Here is a 14,623-nt window from a genome sequence, read left to right as displayed (position 1 = left end):
ACCATCATCACCATCGGCACGACCATACCCGTCATCAGCATCACCATCATCCATACGACGACGCAACGCCAGATACACCGCCTCCATCGCAAACCCGCCGACCAAAGCACCCGACAGGAAATACGGCAGCCACGTCACATAACGCACACCATGCGCCCCACCGATAACAGCCGACCGCTGATCGGCACACGGATCGGACACCTGACGCACCTGACCAGGCACCACACGACCATTGGGACCATAATCCGACAGCACACCATCACCACCGGCATCCAACCACGCCACACACTCACGAGTATGCGAGCGACCCCTACGCCGCACACCGGAACGAGGAGACACCGACCCACCAGCCGGAGCAGGAGCCGTGGCAGGGGCAGGGGCGCCCGGGGCGGCCAGAACCGACAGACGACCCGGCACACCAGGAAACACACCAGCAGCACCACCATTGTTGCCATTGTTGCCATTGTTGCCGGCATTACCACCATTGTTGCCATTGTTGCCGGCATTACCACCATTACTGTTGGAACCATTGTTGTTGTTTCCACCACTGTTGTTGGAACCACCGTTATTGGAACCACCGTTATTGGAACCACCGTTATTGTTTCCACCACTGCCGTTGGAACCATTGTCCCCACTGCCACCATTGCCGCCACCGGAGGTGACATGCTTCATCGTGACCGTCAGCGTACGATCCGAAGAGCCGATCACACCCGACATGCTCGCACCCGAACACGAATCCGCAGGAGAGGCCGTCGGGTTGGACGAACAGGACGTGAACTTCCAAGCCGAACCACCCGGGAGAGCGACCGAGAACCGGTCAGTCGGGCTGCCGACCTTCGAAGAGGGCAAGCCAAGACCGCTCACCACACTCGCGGCAAGCGGGTTGCCCTGCGCGTCCACGTAGTTAAGCCTGACCAGATTCCCCCGCGCGTATGTGACCGCACCGGTACGCACCTGCCCGGGACCGCCAGCAGCCGGCCTACGCAACAGCCCCTGGTTCGGGTCGGTGGTCGAACAGGAGGCCTGGTCACCACCATTGACGTAACACGCCCCCGGAACAGGAGAAGGATCCACCTGGGTCCAACGACCGACAAGTTGCGAACTACCAGCGTTCCCCGTGAGGCCATCGAAATACGTGTGAGAACCCAACCGCAACGACCGCAAACCAGACGCACCAGCGAACATGCCACCCATGTTCGTGACGTGGCTCGTATCCCAACCACTCAAATCCAACGACGTCAAACCAGACGCATCAGTGAACATCCACGACATGTCCGTGACGTGGCTCGTATCCCAACGGCTCAAATCCAACGACCCCAAACTGGACGCATCAGTGAACATGCCCTGCATGTCCGTGACCTGCCTCGTATCAAAATGGCTCACATCCAACGACGTCAACTTACACGCATCATTGAACATGTACGACATGTCCGTGACGTGGCTCGTATCCCAACGGCTCACATCCAACGACGTCAAATCCTCCGTCCACATGAACATGTACGACATGTTCGTGACGTGGCTCGTATCCCAACCGCTCACATCCAACGACCGCAACTTATCCTCATTATTGAACATGAACGACATGTCCGTGACGTGGCTCGTATCCCAACCGCTCACATCCAACGACGACAGCTCAGACGCGGTATTGAACATGTACGACATGTCCGTGACTTGGCTCGTATCCCAACGGCTCACATCCAACGACCGCAACTTATCCGCATTATTGAACATGAACGACATGTCCTTGACCTGGCTCGTATCCCAACCGCTCACATCCAACGACGACAGCTCAGACGCGGTATCGAAATCGAACATGTACGACATGTCCTTGACCTGGCTCGTATCCAGACCACTCACATCCAACGACCGCAAAGCGGAATCATTTTTGAACGCCCAGCTCAGATCCGTCGCGTTCCTGAGATTCGACAAGCCCGTCACCGACGTCAGATTACTCATGCCACCCAGATGGACATGGTCGCCCGGAGACAACTGGATGGGATTGTCAATCGAAACCGAAACCACCTTATTCAGATCCAAAGCACCAAACGTCGCAGACGCAACATTACCTTGCAGGGCGGCCCTGCCGGTCACATGCACCGCACACTTGCCGCCACCGGCATTATCCGCAATCCAGCCGTCACCGGTCTGCCTGCCAGAGGAACAATCACCACCACTTTGAGGTGAGATGCTTCTGGCTCGCAGCCCGGACCCATCACCCACACCACCGGTAGCCGGCGAACCCGAAACACCAGCAGGAGCAGCAGCAGGAGCCCCGGCGGCAGGAGCACCAGAAGCCGAGGCACCATCACCGTCCTCACCAGCACCGGCCGTGTCGTCCGGAGAAGACGAACCATCCGAAACCCGGGCGGGCGCCACACCATCAACACCGACCTCACCGGCCGAAGCCGGCAGCGAAACAAACAAGCCACCAAGCATCGCCACCGTACCCAACATGCCCACCAGAGCGCGAGACCAACGAGCCAAACCCTTACCTTCTTCTCTTGCAACCATCACGCAACACCTCTTCTTCGACAACATCGTAACGCACCCCGCACGACCCAGATTCAGCCGCACGCGCAACCACACGCCGCACGCGCAACCACACGCCGCACGCCCACCCAACGTCATGCCAAGAAAGAATGCGCATAAAACGTCGTTCTTTACATATGGCATAAGGGTATCCCCCCCCCCCAACAATTCTGCATGAAAACGAAATATTCAAAAAAGAGAATCCATGATTCCAAGTTCACAAACACTGAATTCCAACCAGCACAACAATACAAGACAAAACAGCAAACGATTGACAAAGCATATTTTCAAGACGAATATCCCTGGAGCCACACGCATCAAAAAAAAAGAAGTTCAATATCAACAACCAAAAACAACAACACACAAACATTCACACCACCGACAAACGTGTCAGATGCAGCCGCCCAACGACATATAGCACTATCCAGAATAGAAGAAAAAGCAGTCAAGCAATCTTTATCATCACTGCCAGAATCAGCGAACTCAGAGTCTAATCCTACCGAAAGTAAATGTAAGGCCTCCCGGGGTGGAAACCGGAAGGCCTTGGCGGATGAAGCGAGATTCGAACTCGCGGAGGATTTCTCCTCACACGCTTTCGAGGCGTGCTCCTTAGACCGCTCGGACATTCATCCTTGCTGCAAACGCAACTTGTCAAGTATACGACAAGGCATACCCTACAACGTGCGCTTGGCGCGTATTGCCTCTGCCCGAGCCGAAAGCTGCGTGTCGTCAGGGTACGACACACCTTCCAAGGTCAGCCCGCAAGCGGCAATCGGACCCGTAGACCCTTCACGCACCGGTTCTTCCATCTTGCCCTTGAACCAGGAAACCGTCTGTTTGCCCTGCCCCACGCGCACGCAGGCGTTCACCAGGGAACGCACCATGTTGTGAGCGAATGCGTCAGCGACTATGGTGAACACCACGAGTCCCGACTCCACAGTGGGAACGACGTAACCCGGGCCGGCACAATGCTCACTCCGTTCCAAACCCTCAACCAGCGGGTGATACCCTAGTCTTTGCCACTGTGCATACTTCACCTCCCTGATGGTGGTACCGCCGGGATTAGGCGTGGCGAAGGAGCCGAAATCATGTAAACCGATCATCGACTTCGCAGCCTCATTCATGAGATCGATGTCAAGAACTCCATCCACAGCAAGTACAAAGCCGCGGAGCCGCGGATCGGGCTGTCTGCCACCATCACTTACGCGGTACACGTAGGTACGTTCCAACGCGGAGAATCTTGCATCGAACCCATCTGGGGCCCGACTTACCGAAAGCAGGACGATGTCATTGGGTAGGATGCGGCGCAGGCGGCGGAACAATGCCTCAGTGTCTGACACATTCATGTGCCCCACACACCGAAACAATGCATCCTCACTGACGTCAAGATGGCAAACCTGGTGCGAGGCGTGCACACCGGTGTCCGTGCGTCCAGCCACCACGAGCCTCAACCCTCGCTCTGCAGAAAACGGGACCAGTTGCGAAGCACGTTCTGCCTCACATGACGCATAGGCACTGGTGGCGGCTACCTGACTAGGCCCCTCAACTTCTTCCTCGGAAGGAAACCGCCCTGGAAACGGCACCGGTTTGAGCGTTTCCGCGGCCACCGCTGCCGTGGTCGGCGTGGCTTGACCATCCATGTGAACATGCAATACCTTGCAAAGCGCCGACTCCAGCTCCCCTTGAACAGTACGAAGCCCGGGCTGCCTCGCCCAACCGTGAAATCTTCCCCCATCATAAGCCATATCCAATCTCAATCGCATGGGCTTAAGTATACGGTTCGCCAACGAACACAGTCATGCTGCTTCCCTGCTGTGTAAGTGCACCAAGCACGTCAAGGAACGACCCTGAATACGACATCGGGCCATCGCAACAGGCCATGGGCAACGAATCTTCTATTCATGAGTACGGCAATTCTCACACATTACCAGACACGGACGGTGAGCGGAGCAGGCGACGTGGCATGAAACACCATACGACAAGGCAAGCGCAATGAAGTAGCAGAAACACGACGACCGTACTAGGAACCCATGAGCAGGCCTGTAGGAACGAGGGGACAAAAGACTGCAAACGAGGACCGCTAAACACAAGATCGCCGCAACAATGCCGAAAACACCAATAAGTTGCTGGCAAATCCACTCGGTAGCACGATGAAATGGGAGGGTAATACAAAAAAGGGCCAGGTCTTAACGACCCGACCCTTAATCAACCAGACGGAAACTACTCTGCATCCTTCTCGGAATCCTCGGCCTTGGCCTCATCTTCCTTCGCTTCAGCGGTCTGCTCAACTTGCGTCTGCTCGGTCTTGTCTGTAGCTGCCTCGGTAGGCTCCACGGCTTCCTCAGCTTGGTGTCTACGTCGGCTGCCACCTTTGTGGCGGCCTGCGCTTCCTTGACCACGGCCTGCTTGGCACTTACCGGCTCCTTGACGAGCTCGATAATGGCACGAGGTGCATTGTTCCCTTTGGACGGCGCTATCTTGATGATGCGGGTATAGCCGCCTTCGCGCTGCTGCATCTGCTCCGCAATCTCTGTGAACAGAACATGCACGACATGTTTGTCGCGTATGACGCGCATGACACGGCGCCGGCTGGCCAAATCTCCACGCTTGGCGAACGTAATCAAACGCTCTGCCAATGGACGCAGGCGCTTCGCCTTTGGCAAGGTGGTGACGATACGACCGGAACGGAACAGGCTTGTCGCCATGTTCGCGAGCATAAGACGCTCATGTGCCGGGCTTGAAGCCAGACGTGGCCCTTTACTGGGTTTTGGCATAGTAATTACTCCTTTTGCTTCTGGTTTCTGACTCAGGTGGCATACGCCCGAACATCCAAGTCTCCCCAGAGCTGTTATGAAGACGCTACGTTCACTCATCGTCAGGTGAGAAGAACGTGCCTCCTTCCAAATTGTTGGTATCGAAACCAAGCGGTGAAGCCTTCAAGGAAAGACCCATCGATTGCAGTTTCTCCTTGACTTCATCGATCGACTTCATGCCGAAATTACGGATGTCAAGCAGATCCTGCTCGGTGTGCGAAACAAGTTCACCGACGGTGTGAATCCCTTCACGCTTCAGGCAGTTATAGCTGCGCTGCGTAAGATTCATCTCCTCGATGGGCACAGCCATCTCAGGGTTTTCGACTTCTTCGACTTCCTTTGAACCGACTTCGACGCCTTCCGCCTGTTCATTGAGCTCATGGAAAAGACCAAACAGCTCAACCAAGGTCGAACCCGCCGACGCGACCGCATCTCGAGGAGCAATCGCAGGTTTGGTCTCCACGTCAAGAATAAGCTTGTCGAAATCCGTGCGCTGTTCCACACGGGTGGCTTCGACCTTGTAACTCACCTTGAGTACTGGCGAGTAAATCGAATCGACCGGAATACGGCCTATTTCGCCATTGTCTGACTTGTTCATCTGGGCCGGGACATAACCACGGCCACGCTCGACGGTAAATTCAATCTCAAGTTCGCCATCGTCTGCGAGAGTCGCGATGTGCAGGTCAGGGTTGGCAATCGTTACACCAGCTGGTGGCGTGATGTCGCCAGCGGTTACCTCGCCCTTTTCACTCTTGCGCAGATACATGGTCACCGGTTCGTCGTATTCACTGGTGACGACGATGCCCTTGATGTTCAACAAAATCTCAGTGACATCTTCCTTTACACCGGGAAGAGTGGTGAACTCGTGCAAGGCACCGGAGATTCGTACAGAAGTCACGGCAGCCCCAGGAATGGAGCTCAGCAGGGTACGGCGCAGGGAATTGCCTAGCGTATACCCAAATCCAGGCTCAAGAGGCTCGATGATAAAGCGCGAACGCTGGGGATCAAGAGATTCCTCGGTAAGTTTCGGACGCTGTGCAATAAGCACTGTGTTATCCTTTCAGCTTCTGATCGGTGGTGCACTCACACTGGTCATAGGCGGGTGGACTGATTAATTATTGAGTGCTTCAGACGCGACGACGCTTGGGCGGACGTACGCCGTTGTGTGCCTGCGGCGTGACATCAGAGATGGAACCGACCTCGAGGCCTGCGGACTGCAGGGAACGAATCGCTGTCTCACGGCCAGAACCCGGACCTTTCACGAACACGTCAACCTTCTTGACTCCGTGTTCCTGCGCCTTGCGTGCTGCGGATTCCGCTGCCATTCCTGCGGCGTAAGGCGTGGACTTACGTGAACCCTTGAAACCGACATCGCCGCCAGAGGCCCAAGCGACGACGGCGCCGGACGGGTCAGTGATGGAAATGATGGTGTTATTGAATGTGGACTTGATGTGCGCCTGCCCGACGGGAACCGACTTACGGTCACGACGGCGGGGTTTACGCGCGGCTTGCTTTGCAGCTGCCATGAATCCTCGTTTCTTAATGACGATTTACTGATACTGTGCGAGAATACATCGATTTCACCTCGACGATCCCAGCGGCGTCGTCTGCTACTTGACGGCTTTCTTCTTTCCGGCGACCGTGCGCTTCGGCCCCTTGCGGGTGCGTGCGTTGGTCTTCGTACGCTGACCACGCACAGGCAGACCACGGCGGTGGCGCTGACCTTGGTAGCAGTTAATCTGAACCTTACGGCGAATATCTGCGTCGATCTCACGACGCAAATCGCCTTCGATCTTGTAGTTTGCCTCAAGATAATCGCGCAGCGTAATCAGCTGCTCATCGCTCAGATCCTTGACGCGTGTATCAGGATTGACTCCTGTGGCGGCAAGTGTTTCTTTTGCGCGTGTACGACCCACACCGAAGATATAGGTGAGGGCAACCTCGATGCGCTTCTCATTGGGGATGTCGACTCCGGCAAGACGTGCCATTGCGATTCCTTCTGTTCATCCGCAGGTGTGTGCCAAGTCTTCTGGTTCTCCAGCCCGGGCCTGCGTACCCGGGGTTCAGCTCGCGCTGCGACTCAGCACCTTTATTCGTGTCTGGCTTCTGCTCAGCCTTGGCGCTGTTTGTGGCGTGGGTTGGAGCAGATCACCATGACGCGACCGTGGCGACGGATCACGCGGCAATTCTCGCAGATCCTCTTCACACTTGGGCTTACCTTCATGGTTTTCCTTTACTTCTGGTATTTACTTATACCGGTAGGTTATGCGGCCTCGGGTCAAATCGTAAGGACTCATTTCAAGCGCCACCCTGTCCTGCGGCAGAATGCGGATATAGTTCTTGCGCATCTTGCCGGATATGGTGGCCAGAACGACGTGCTTGTTCTCTAGCTCCACACGAAACATCGCGTTGGGCAGTGCCTCCACCACCCTGCCTTCGACTTCAATCACACCGTCTTTCGCCATGAGCCTCATTCCGATCTTTGGCATACATTACTGTACAGCGCATACTAGATACGCCAAATTATTAATATAGCGCCACGGGGGTAAAAACTTCCACACAGCGTGTCGTTTTTATTCTCGTAGCGCTACATTCGCCGGAATCCGTACTTCCTTCTGGATCCGAATCAACGATATCTATCGGAACAGAAGACCTCTATTGCCTTGCCGCGTCCAGCTTCTCGATGATGCCTTGCGATATTTCGTCGATATCGCCGGTTCCATCAAACGAAAGTAACTCGCCTCGGTCACGGTACGTGCCGAGCAACGGCGCCGTCTGTTCCTCGTAGGTCTTAAGCCTTACCTCGATGGCCTCGGGGGTATCGTCGTCACGCCCTTCTGACTGAGCTCTTCTGGACATGCGATCCATGAGCACCTCACAATCCGCATCCAAGGCAACAACGCTGTTCAGCGTCTCACCCTCACGTTCAAGCAGACCGTCCAAGGCCTCAACCTGTTCGGCATTGCGCGGATATCCATCCAGAATCCACCCATCCTTTGCGTCCGCCTGAGCAAGTCGATCGGCGACGATGCGGTCGGTAAGCTCATCAGGTACAAGCTCACCCTTGTCGGTGTAGCGCTTTGCCTCACGACCCAATTCGGTGTCGTTCTTGAGATTCTGACGGAATATGTCACCCGTTGAGATATGTGGTATGCCATAGTGCTTCGAGAGCAACTCCGCCTGTGTGCCCTTGCCGACACCTTGCGGCCCCATGATGACAAGCCGCAGCCCCTTGGACCGGCTAGTGCCCTTCTCATCGGCAGCCGGCTTTGACGATGTATGCTCTGAGTTGGAATGGTTTTTCACTTCGGACTTCGTGTCCTTTCCCTCTTTATGATCGACGTTCTCAAGCAGGAAGCCATTGTATTGGAACTGTTCCGTCTGCGCCTTGGCCTGACGAAGCGTGTCGAGTCCCACGCCTGCGATGATCAAAATGGTGGTACCACCAAACGGCAATTTGCTGTTCAGTTTCAGCGCCATAATGAGCACGGTCGGTATCAGGGCTACAAACAGAAGGTAGATGGAACCCACCGTGTTGAGCCTGTTCATTACATACTGCAGGTACCGGCTGGTGGCGCTGCCGGCGCGAATGCCAGGAATGAACCCGCCGTACTCCTTCATGTTGTCCGCTGTTTCGTCCGGATCGAACGTAATTGATGTGTAGAAGAAGCAGAATGCAACAATCATCAGCGAGTACAGCAGAATATAGACCCATGAAGTCGTGTTGGCCAGATTGGAATTAATCCACTTCACCCAGGACTGATCTGACTTGCCAAATTGTGCCACCAAGGTGGGTATCGCCAAAATGGACGACGCGAAAATAGGAGGAATCACTCCACTCATGTTGATTTTCAGTGGCAGGTACGTGGACGAGCCACCGTACATCTTGCGACCGACCATGCGACGCGTATATTGCACGGGAATACGGCGCTGTGCCAATTCAACATAATCAACCACGATAAGAATCACGATGAGCACGGCCGTGACGATACCGAATGAACGCCAATTACCGTTCTTGCCATTGGTTCCCCAACCGATTTGCCACAACTGCGGCAGGAAGCCGGAGCAGATGGACATGAAAATCAAGATTGACATGCCCTGACCAATGCCCTTTTCAGTGATGAGCTCTGCCATCCACATGATAAGCCCCGTACCACCGGTAAGCACAATTACCATCAACACAAGGTTCCACACCGAACCATCAGGAATGACCTGTCCGCATTGATAGTTGAACAAAGCGCCTGAGCGGGCCGTCACCAGAATGGTGGTTGATTGCAAAATCGCCAGACCGATGGTGAGATAACGAGTGTACTGCGTAAGTTTCGCCTCGCCTGACTGACCCTCCTTATGCAGCTCCTGAAAGCGTGGAATGACAACTCGCAACAGCTGTATGACGATTGAGGCCGTAATGTAAGGCATGACACCGAGCGCGAAAATGGAAAGCTGAAGCATCGCGCCGCCTGAGAACAGGTTCACCAAACCGACGAAATTCTCTTGGGAATCATTAAGCCGGCCTACGCATTCCTGAACCTTGTTGTAATCCACCCCGGGAGCTGGAATAAACGAGCCGATTCGGTAAATGATGATCATCGCAATGACGAAGAGAATCTTGTTGCGTAGTTCCTTCGTCTTGAAAGCTTGGATTAACGTCCTCACTTGGAATTCCTTCCTTGACACGCACACTCCTGTGCGGCGCTTTTACACACAATCTGAAGAAAAGTTTAGCGTACAGCGTCTACTAAATAAGACCAAACTCTCTCATGAACTTCGTCTTTAGATAAAATAATTAAATGTGTCTATTAATATACGGGTTTTTACCTAAATAAGCGATTGATCCACAGTGATCCTCTACCGAGCCGGACACCCCCGCATGACATACCCAGACTTCATAACTAAAGATGGCCTCCCCCGCCATTAAGCGGGAGAAGCCATCCGAAACAAATCAGTCGGCTGGAGCTCTCATGCTTCAGACACGGAACCGCCGGCAGCTTCAATCTTCTTGGCCGCGGACGCCGAAGCTTTCACTCCCTTCAAAGTGAAAGCGACTGCAGCTTCGCCATCACCAAGGACCTTGACAGGCTGGTTCGCACGAACCAGGCCGGCCTTGGCCATGTCTTCAGCCGTGATCTCGCCACCCTTGGGGAACGCCTTGGACAACGCATCGACGTTGACTACTTGGTACTCCACCTTGAACGGGCTCTTGAAACCACGAAGCTTAGGCATACGCATGTAGAGCGGCAACTGGCCACCCTCAAACCCCGGACGGACTTGATAGCGCTTCTTGGTGCCCTTGGCTCCACGACCCGAGGTCTTACCCTTGGACCCTTCACCACGGCCTACGCGGATACGGTCTTTCTTGGCACCCGGCGCAGGACGCAAATCATGCATCTGCACAATGGTGTTATCTTCTTCTGCCATATCAGGCCTCCTCAACGGTTACCAAGTGACGTACCGCCAAGATCTGACCGCGGGTCTCAGGCGTGTCTTCACGCACCACAGACTGGCCGATCTTATGCAACCCCAGCGTACGAACCGTGTCACGCTGCTGATGCTTGCGGTTTACAAGCCCCTTGGTAAGGGTAATTTTCAGCTTAGCCATTACTCACCGTCCTTTGCTGCTGCTTGCTCGGCCTTAGCCTTGGCTTCCTCACGAGCCTTGCGCTCTTCGTCCAAGCCTGCTGCGCGAGAACGCAACAGTGTGTCGGGAGCGACGTCTTCCAAAGACATGCCACGGCGAGCCGCGATCTCTTCAGGTTCCTCGAGATTCTTCAAGGCATCGACGGTCGCACGAACCACATTAACCGCAGTGGCAGAGCCCATCGACTTGGTGAGAATGTCAGTGATTCCAGCGCACTCCATGACTGCACGTACAGGGCCACCGGCGATTACGCCGGTTCCAGGAGCGGCAGGACGAAGCAAAACTGTTCCGGCCGCATCATGACCGATGACCGGATGAGTCACCGTTCCACGAATACGAGGAACAGTGAACATGTTCTTCTTCGCATCAAGCTGACCCTTGGCAATGGCGGCGGGGACTTCCTTCGACTTGCCATAACCAACGCCGACGGTACCCTTGCCATCACCGACGACCACGAGAGCGGCGAAGCTCATCGTACGGCCGCCCTTGCGAGTCTTGGAAACGCGGTTAATGGCGACCACTCGGTCGAGCATATCGTCGTCATGACGATCGTCACGACGACCACGACGCTCTCCCCTGCGACCTTCGCCACGCGAACCGCGATCACCACGACGACCGCTGCGATCGGACCCACGCTGCTGCTCGCTGTTCTGCACAGCTTCAGTGCCCTGAGTTTCTTGCGTCACTTGGGTTTCCTTTTCGTTGTCGCTCACAGTGCCAGACCTCCCTCACGGGCGCCTTCAGCAACAGCTGCGACGCGACCATGGTACTTGTTGCCACCTCTGTCGAAGACGACGGAATCGATGCCGGCGTCCTTGGCTTTTTTGGCCACGAGCTCACCGACCTTCTTCGCGGCTTCGCTCTTGGTTCCTTTGAACCCATCAAAATCATGGGTCTGAGTGGACGCGCTAACAAGGGTGATGCCCTTGGTGTCATCCACGATCTGAGCGACCATATGCCTGTTCGAACGTGTCACCACCAGACGGGGACGCTCGGACGTTCCGCTGATCCGCTTGCGGATACGCGCATGGCGGCGCAGACGGGCAACAGACTTTCCTTTACCGAAAATTTTGACCGTCATATCACTTACCAGCCTTTCCAGCCTTGCGGATGATGTGCTCATCGGCGTACTTGATGCCCTTGCCCTTATAAGGTTCAGGAGCACGAAGCTTGCGGATGTTGGCCGCTGCCTGGCCGACCTGCTGCTTATCCATGCCCTTGACGGACACATGATTTGCATCAGGCAGCTCGAAAGTGATGCCTTCAGGCGGATTTACGGTGATGGTGTGGGAATAACCGAGTGAAAACTCGATGCCCTTGCCCTTCATCTGAGCCCTGTAACCGGTGCCTACAATCTCAAGGTTCTTGACGTAGCCTTCATGCACGCCCTTCACCAAGGAAGCCACCATCGCACGAGCAAGGCCATGCTTCGCACGGGTCGGACGGAGGTCATCGGCCGCTTCCAGCACGATTTCGGAACCATCGACGCGAGCGGTAACGCCTTCGGGGATGGTGTATGAATCCGAACCCTGCGGACCCTTGGCCTTGAAATCCTGACCTTCGATGTTTACTTCAACGCCTGCCGGAACGGCGACAGGGAGCTTACCAATATGTGATGCCATCTTAGCTCTCCTCCCTCACCATACGAAGGCGACGACTTCGCCGCCGATGCCCCGGTCAAGGCATTCTTTTTGAGTCAACAAACCTGAGCTTGTTGAAATGATAGCGACTCCCAATCCTCCCAAAGGCATGGGCAGTGAATCGGACTTCGCGTAACGACGCAAGCCCGGCTTGGAAACGCGCTTGATGCCTTTGATGGCACGCTCTCCACTCTTGCCGTACTTCAAGGTGATCTCGAGATCTTGACCGACTCGAGCCTCCTTGGCCGCGAAATCCTTGATGTAGCCTTCGCGCTTGAGAATCTCGGCGATATTCGCTTTGAATTTTGAATACGGCATCACGACTGTCTCGTGTTTTGCCGCACTCGCATTGCGCAGACGCGTAAGCATGTCTGCGATTGGATCTGTCATTGTCATGTGGGCTAACGCCCTTTCTCGCGGTGGTTTCCGACGCCCTTACCTCGTATGGAACGATGCAAAGACACCGGACCTTCAGCGTCGATGTTTACCAACTGGACTTTGTAACTCCGGGCAGTTCGCCGCGGTGGGCCTTCTCGCGAAGGCAGATACGGCACAGGCCGAATTTACGATATACGGAATGCGGACGGCCACAAACCTGGCAGCGCGTGTAACCACGCACTTTGAACTTGGGTTTGGCAGCCGACTTGTTCTTCAGAGCGGTTTTTGCCATTAGTTCTCCTTGAAGGGGAAGCCAAGGTGCTTGAGCAACGCCCGAGCTTCCTTGTCGTCCTTGGTGCTGGTCACCACGGTGATATCCATACCACGCTGATGATCAATGGAATCCGGATCAATCTCATGGAACATTGATTGTTCTGTGAGGCCGAAGTTGTAATTGCCCTGGCCGTCAAACTGCTGACCACTGATACCACGGAAATCACGAATACGAGGCAGAGCAAGCGTAAGCAGCCTATCAAGGAACTCCCACATGCGGTCGCCGCGAAGAGTCACGTAGGCACCTATTGCCTGGCCTTCACGCAAATGGAACTGGGCGACAGACTTCTTGGCCTTGGTAATCTTCGGCTTCTGCCCAGTAATGGCGGTCAAGTCCCGCACCGCACCTTCAATGAGCTTGGAATCACGAGCAGCCGCGCCAACACCCATGGAAACGACTACCTTCTTGACTCCTGCCACCTGCATCGGGTTTGAATACTTGAATTCCTTCTCAAGCTCCGGTACGATTTCGTCGTTGTACCGTTGCTTAAGGCGGGGCATCGCCGGGGCTTCAACAGTTGTTTCACTCATGCGAGCTCCTTTCCGGACTTCTTGGCGATGCGCGTGCGCACCGTCTTGACTTTGCCGTCCTTTTCGACGGTGCTGACCTTAACGCCGACCCTAGTGGGCTTGCCGGTCTCCGAATCAACCACCATCACATTCGAGCGATGAATCGGAGCCTCAGTCGAGATGATGCCGGCTTCCTGTCCTTGCTGCGTGGCACGGACATGCTTCTTGACGATCTGCACACCCTCGACAATAAGGCGGTCATTGGGCAGAACCCGGGTGACTTTACCTTCCTTGCCGCGATCCTTGCCGCGGATGACCTTTACCTGGTCGCCTGTCTTGATCTTGGCTACCATTTCAGATCACCTCCGGTGCGAGCGAAACGATCTTCATGAAGCGCTTGTCGCGCAACTCACGACCGACCGGTCCGAAAATACGAGTGCCCTTGGGCTCTCGGCCGGAGCCGAGAATCACCGCTGCGTTCTCGTCGAACTTGATGTATGAGCCGTCTTTACGACGATGCTCCTTTACTGTACGAACGACTACGGCTTTCACCACGTCGCCCTTCTTGACCGACCCGCCGGGTATTGCATCCTTGACGGTAGCGACGATGACGTCGCCTATGCCGGCATAGCGTCGCTTCGACCCACCGAGCACGCGGATGGCCAAAATCTCCTTGGCACCCGTGTTGTCGGCGACGCGAAGCCGCGTTTCCTGCTGAATCATTGATTCTCCTTAGCCGTGCTGGTTCTCCGCTGGCACCGATGAAGGTGACAGCGAAGCCT

18 protein-coding genes, 1 tRNA gene and 2 pseudogenes are annotated in these 14,623 nt (G+C 55.2%); all 21 read right to left on the bottom strand.

Annotated features, from left to right (window positions below; genetic code table 11):
- On the bottom strand, positions 1 to 2,511 hold a 2,511-nt coding region (locus tag BBOMB_RS07780; RefSeq protein ID WP_156097160.1), incomplete at its 3' end, for a BspA family leucine-rich repeat surface protein.
- Between the two features lie 562 nt (positions 2,512 to 3,073).
- Positions 3,074 to 3,161, bottom strand: a tRNA-Ser gene (locus tag BBOMB_RS07340).
- A gap of 42 nt (positions 3,162 to 3,203) precedes the next feature.
- Positions 3,204 to 4,274 (bottom strand): tRNA pseudouridine synthase A, encoded by a 1,071-nt coding sequence (locus tag BBOMB_RS07335; RefSeq protein ID WP_044087826.1) that lies wholly within the window; start codon positions 4,272 to 4,274, stop codon positions 3,204 to 3,206.
- A gap of 583 nt (positions 4,275 to 4,857) precedes the next feature.
- Positions 4,858 to 5,303: pseudogene (gene rplQ, locus BBOMB_RS07330) on the bottom strand (50S ribosomal protein L17); the annotation flags it as partial.
- 91 nt (positions 5,304 to 5,394) lie between these two features.
- Positions 5,395 to 6,390 (bottom strand): DNA-directed RNA polymerase subunit alpha, encoded by a 996-nt coding sequence (locus BBOMB_RS07325; protein ID WP_044087824.1) that lies wholly within the window; start codon positions 6,388 to 6,390, stop codon positions 5,395 to 5,397.
- A gap of 79 nt (positions 6,391 to 6,469) precedes the next feature.
- Positions 6,470 to 6,868, bottom strand: a complete 399-nt coding sequence (rpsK, locus tag BBOMB_RS07320) for a 30S ribosomal protein S11 (RefSeq protein ID WP_044087823.1) — start codon at positions 6,866 to 6,868, stop codon at positions 6,470 to 6,472.
- Positions 6,869 to 6,952: 84 nt separating this feature from the next.
- Complete coding sequence (rpsM, locus tag BBOMB_RS07315; RefSeq protein WP_044087821.1) at positions 6,953 to 7,330, bottom strand: 30S ribosomal protein S13; 378 nt, start codon at positions 7,328 to 7,330, stop codon at positions 6,953 to 6,955.
- Between the two features lie 122 nt (positions 7,331 to 7,452).
- Positions 7,453 to 7,566, bottom strand: coding sequence for a 50S ribosomal protein L36 (rpmJ, locus tag BBOMB_RS07960; protein ID WP_043164480.1), 114 nt, complete (start codon positions 7,564 to 7,566; stop codon positions 7,453 to 7,455).
- 22 nt (positions 7,567 to 7,588) lie between these two features.
- The gene (gene infA, locus BBOMB_RS07310; RefSeq protein ID WP_044087820.1) at positions 7,589 to 7,807 is read right to left on the bottom strand and encodes a translation initiation factor IF-1; all 219 of its coding nucleotides are present in this window, start codon (positions 7,805 to 7,807) and stop codon (positions 7,589 to 7,591) included.
- Positions 7,808 to 7,997: 190 nt separating this feature from the next.
- Positions 7,998 to 8,570 carry an adenylate kinase gene (locus BBOMB_RS08220; RefSeq protein ID WP_169739070.1) on the bottom strand — a complete coding sequence of 191 codons (573 nt, stop codon included), beginning with the start codon at positions 8,568 to 8,570 and terminating at the stop codon, positions 7,998 to 8,000.
- Between the two features lie 96 nt (positions 8,571 to 8,666).
- Positions 8,667 to 9,998: pseudogene (gene secY, locus BBOMB_RS07305) on the bottom strand (preprotein translocase subunit SecY); the annotation flags it as partial.
- A 303-nt stretch (positions 9,999 to 10,301) separates the two neighbouring features.
- Positions 10,302 to 10,760, bottom strand: coding sequence for a 50S ribosomal protein L15 (gene rplO / locus BBOMB_RS07300; protein ID WP_044087819.1), 459 nt, complete (start codon positions 10,758 to 10,760; stop codon positions 10,302 to 10,304).
- Between the two features lies 1 nt (position 10,761).
- Positions 10,762 to 10,941 (bottom strand): 50S ribosomal protein L30, encoded by a 180-nt coding sequence (rpmD, locus tag BBOMB_RS07295; RefSeq protein WP_044087818.1) that lies wholly within the window; start codon positions 10,939 to 10,941, stop codon positions 10,762 to 10,764.
- Positions 10,941 to 11,693 carry a 30S ribosomal protein S5 gene (rpsE, locus tag BBOMB_RS07290; protein WP_052377583.1) on the bottom strand — a complete coding sequence of 251 codons (753 nt, stop codon included), beginning with the start codon at positions 11,691 to 11,693 and terminating at the stop codon, positions 10,941 to 10,943. The genes rpmD and rpsE overlap by 1 nt, the downstream gene beginning before the upstream one ends.
- Positions 11,690 to 12,061 carry a 50S ribosomal protein L18 gene (gene rplR, locus BBOMB_RS07285; protein ID WP_044087817.1) on the bottom strand — a complete coding sequence of 124 codons (372 nt, stop codon included), beginning with the start codon at positions 12,059 to 12,061 and terminating at the stop codon, positions 11,690 to 11,692. The genes rpsE and rplR overlap by 4 nt, the downstream gene beginning before the upstream one ends.
- 1 nt (position 12,062) lies before the next feature.
- Positions 12,063 to 12,602, bottom strand: a complete 540-nt coding sequence (rplF, locus tag BBOMB_RS07280; protein WP_044087816.1) for a 50S ribosomal protein L6 — start codon at positions 12,600 to 12,602, stop codon at positions 12,063 to 12,065.
- 15 nt (positions 12,603 to 12,617) lie between these two features.
- On the bottom strand, positions 12,618 to 13,016 hold the full coding sequence (gene rpsH / locus BBOMB_RS07275; RefSeq protein ID WP_044087815.1) for a 30S ribosomal protein S8: 399 nt from the start codon (positions 13,014 to 13,016) through the stop codon (positions 12,618 to 12,620).
- An 88-nt stretch (positions 13,017 to 13,104) separates the two neighbouring features.
- The gene (locus BBOMB_RS07270) at positions 13,105 to 13,290 is read right to left on the bottom strand and encodes a type Z 30S ribosomal protein S14 (protein ID WP_044087814.1); all 186 of its coding nucleotides are present in this window, start codon (positions 13,288 to 13,290) and stop codon (positions 13,105 to 13,107) included.
- Positions 13,290 to 13,862 carry a 50S ribosomal protein L5 gene (gene rplE / locus BBOMB_RS07265; RefSeq protein ID WP_044087813.1) on the bottom strand — a complete coding sequence of 191 codons (573 nt, stop codon included), beginning with the start codon at positions 13,860 to 13,862 and terminating at the stop codon, positions 13,290 to 13,292. The genes BBOMB_RS07270 and rplE overlap by 1 nt, the downstream gene beginning before the upstream one ends.
- Positions 13,859 to 14,194, bottom strand: coding sequence for a 50S ribosomal protein L24 (gene rplX / locus BBOMB_RS07260; RefSeq protein WP_044087812.1), 336 nt, complete (start codon positions 14,192 to 14,194; stop codon positions 13,859 to 13,861). Before rplX ends, rplE begins: the two co-directional genes overlap by 4 nt.
- Before the next feature lies 1 nt (position 14,195).
- The gene (gene rplN, locus BBOMB_RS07255) at positions 14,196 to 14,564 is read right to left on the bottom strand and encodes a 50S ribosomal protein L14 (protein WP_044087811.1); all 369 of its coding nucleotides are present in this window, start codon (positions 14,562 to 14,564) and stop codon (positions 14,196 to 14,198) included.
- Positions 14,565 to 14,623 lie beyond the last annotated feature (59 nt).

The organism is Bifidobacterium bombi DSM 19703, assembly GCF_000737845.1.
In the GTDB taxonomy this organism is placed as follows: domain Bacteria; phylum Actinomycetota; class Actinomycetes; order Actinomycetales; family Bifidobacteriaceae; genus Bifidobacterium; species Bifidobacterium bombi.
This window is presented reverse-complemented; position numbering and strand designations above follow the sequence as displayed.

Coding starts and splice junctions, on each gene's coding strand:
- infA (WP_044087820.1), bottom strand. CDS start 7,807: ATGGCGAAAGACGGTGTGATTGAAGTCGAAGGCAGGGTGGTGGAGGCA.
- rplF (WP_044087816.1), bottom strand. CDS start 12,602: ATGGCATCACATATTGGTAAGCTCCCTGTCGCCGTTCCGGCAGGCGTT.
- BBOMB_RS07335 (WP_044087826.1), bottom strand. CDS start 4,274: ATGGCTTATGATGGGGGAAGATTTCACGGTTGGGCGAGGCAGCCCGGG.
- BBOMB_RS07270 (WP_044087814.1), bottom strand. CDS start 13,290: ATGGCAAAAACCGCTCTGAAGAACAAGTCGGCTGCCAAACCCAAGTTC.
- rplN (WP_044087811.1), bottom strand. CDS start 14,564: ATGATTCAGCAGGAAACGCGGCTTCGCGTCGCCGACAACACGGGTGCC.
- rplE (WP_044087813.1), bottom strand. CDS start 13,862: ATGAGTGAAACAACTGTTGAAGCCCCGGCGATGCCCCGCCTTAAGCAA.
- rplR (WP_044087817.1), bottom strand. CDS start 12,061: ATGACGGTCAAAATTTTCGGTAAAGGAAAGTCTGTTGCCCGTCTGCGC.
- rplO (WP_044087819.1), bottom strand. CDS start 10,760: ATGGCAGAAGAAGATAACACCATTGTGCAGATGCATGATTTGCGTCCT.
- rpsM (WP_044087821.1), bottom strand. CDS start 7,330: ATGGCACGTCTTGCCGGAGTCGACATCCCCAATGAGAAGCGCATCGAG.
- rplX (WP_044087812.1), bottom strand. CDS start 14,194: ATGGTAGCCAAGATCAAGACAGGCGACCAGGTAAAGGTCATCCGCGGC.
- rpmJ (WP_043164480.1), bottom strand. CDS start 7,566: ATGAAGGTAAGCCCAAGTGTGAAGAGGATCTGCGAGAATTGCCGCGTG.
- rpsH (WP_044087815.1), bottom strand. CDS start 13,016: ATGACAATGACAGATCCAATCGCAGACATGCTTACGCGTCTGCGCAAT.
- rpmD (WP_044087818.1), bottom strand. CDS start 10,941: ATGGCTAAGCTGAAAATTACCCTTACCAAGGGGCTTGTAAACCGCAAG.
- rpsK (WP_044087823.1), bottom strand. CDS start 6,868: ATGGCAGCTGCAAAGCAAGCCGCGCGTAAACCCCGCCGTCGTGACCGT.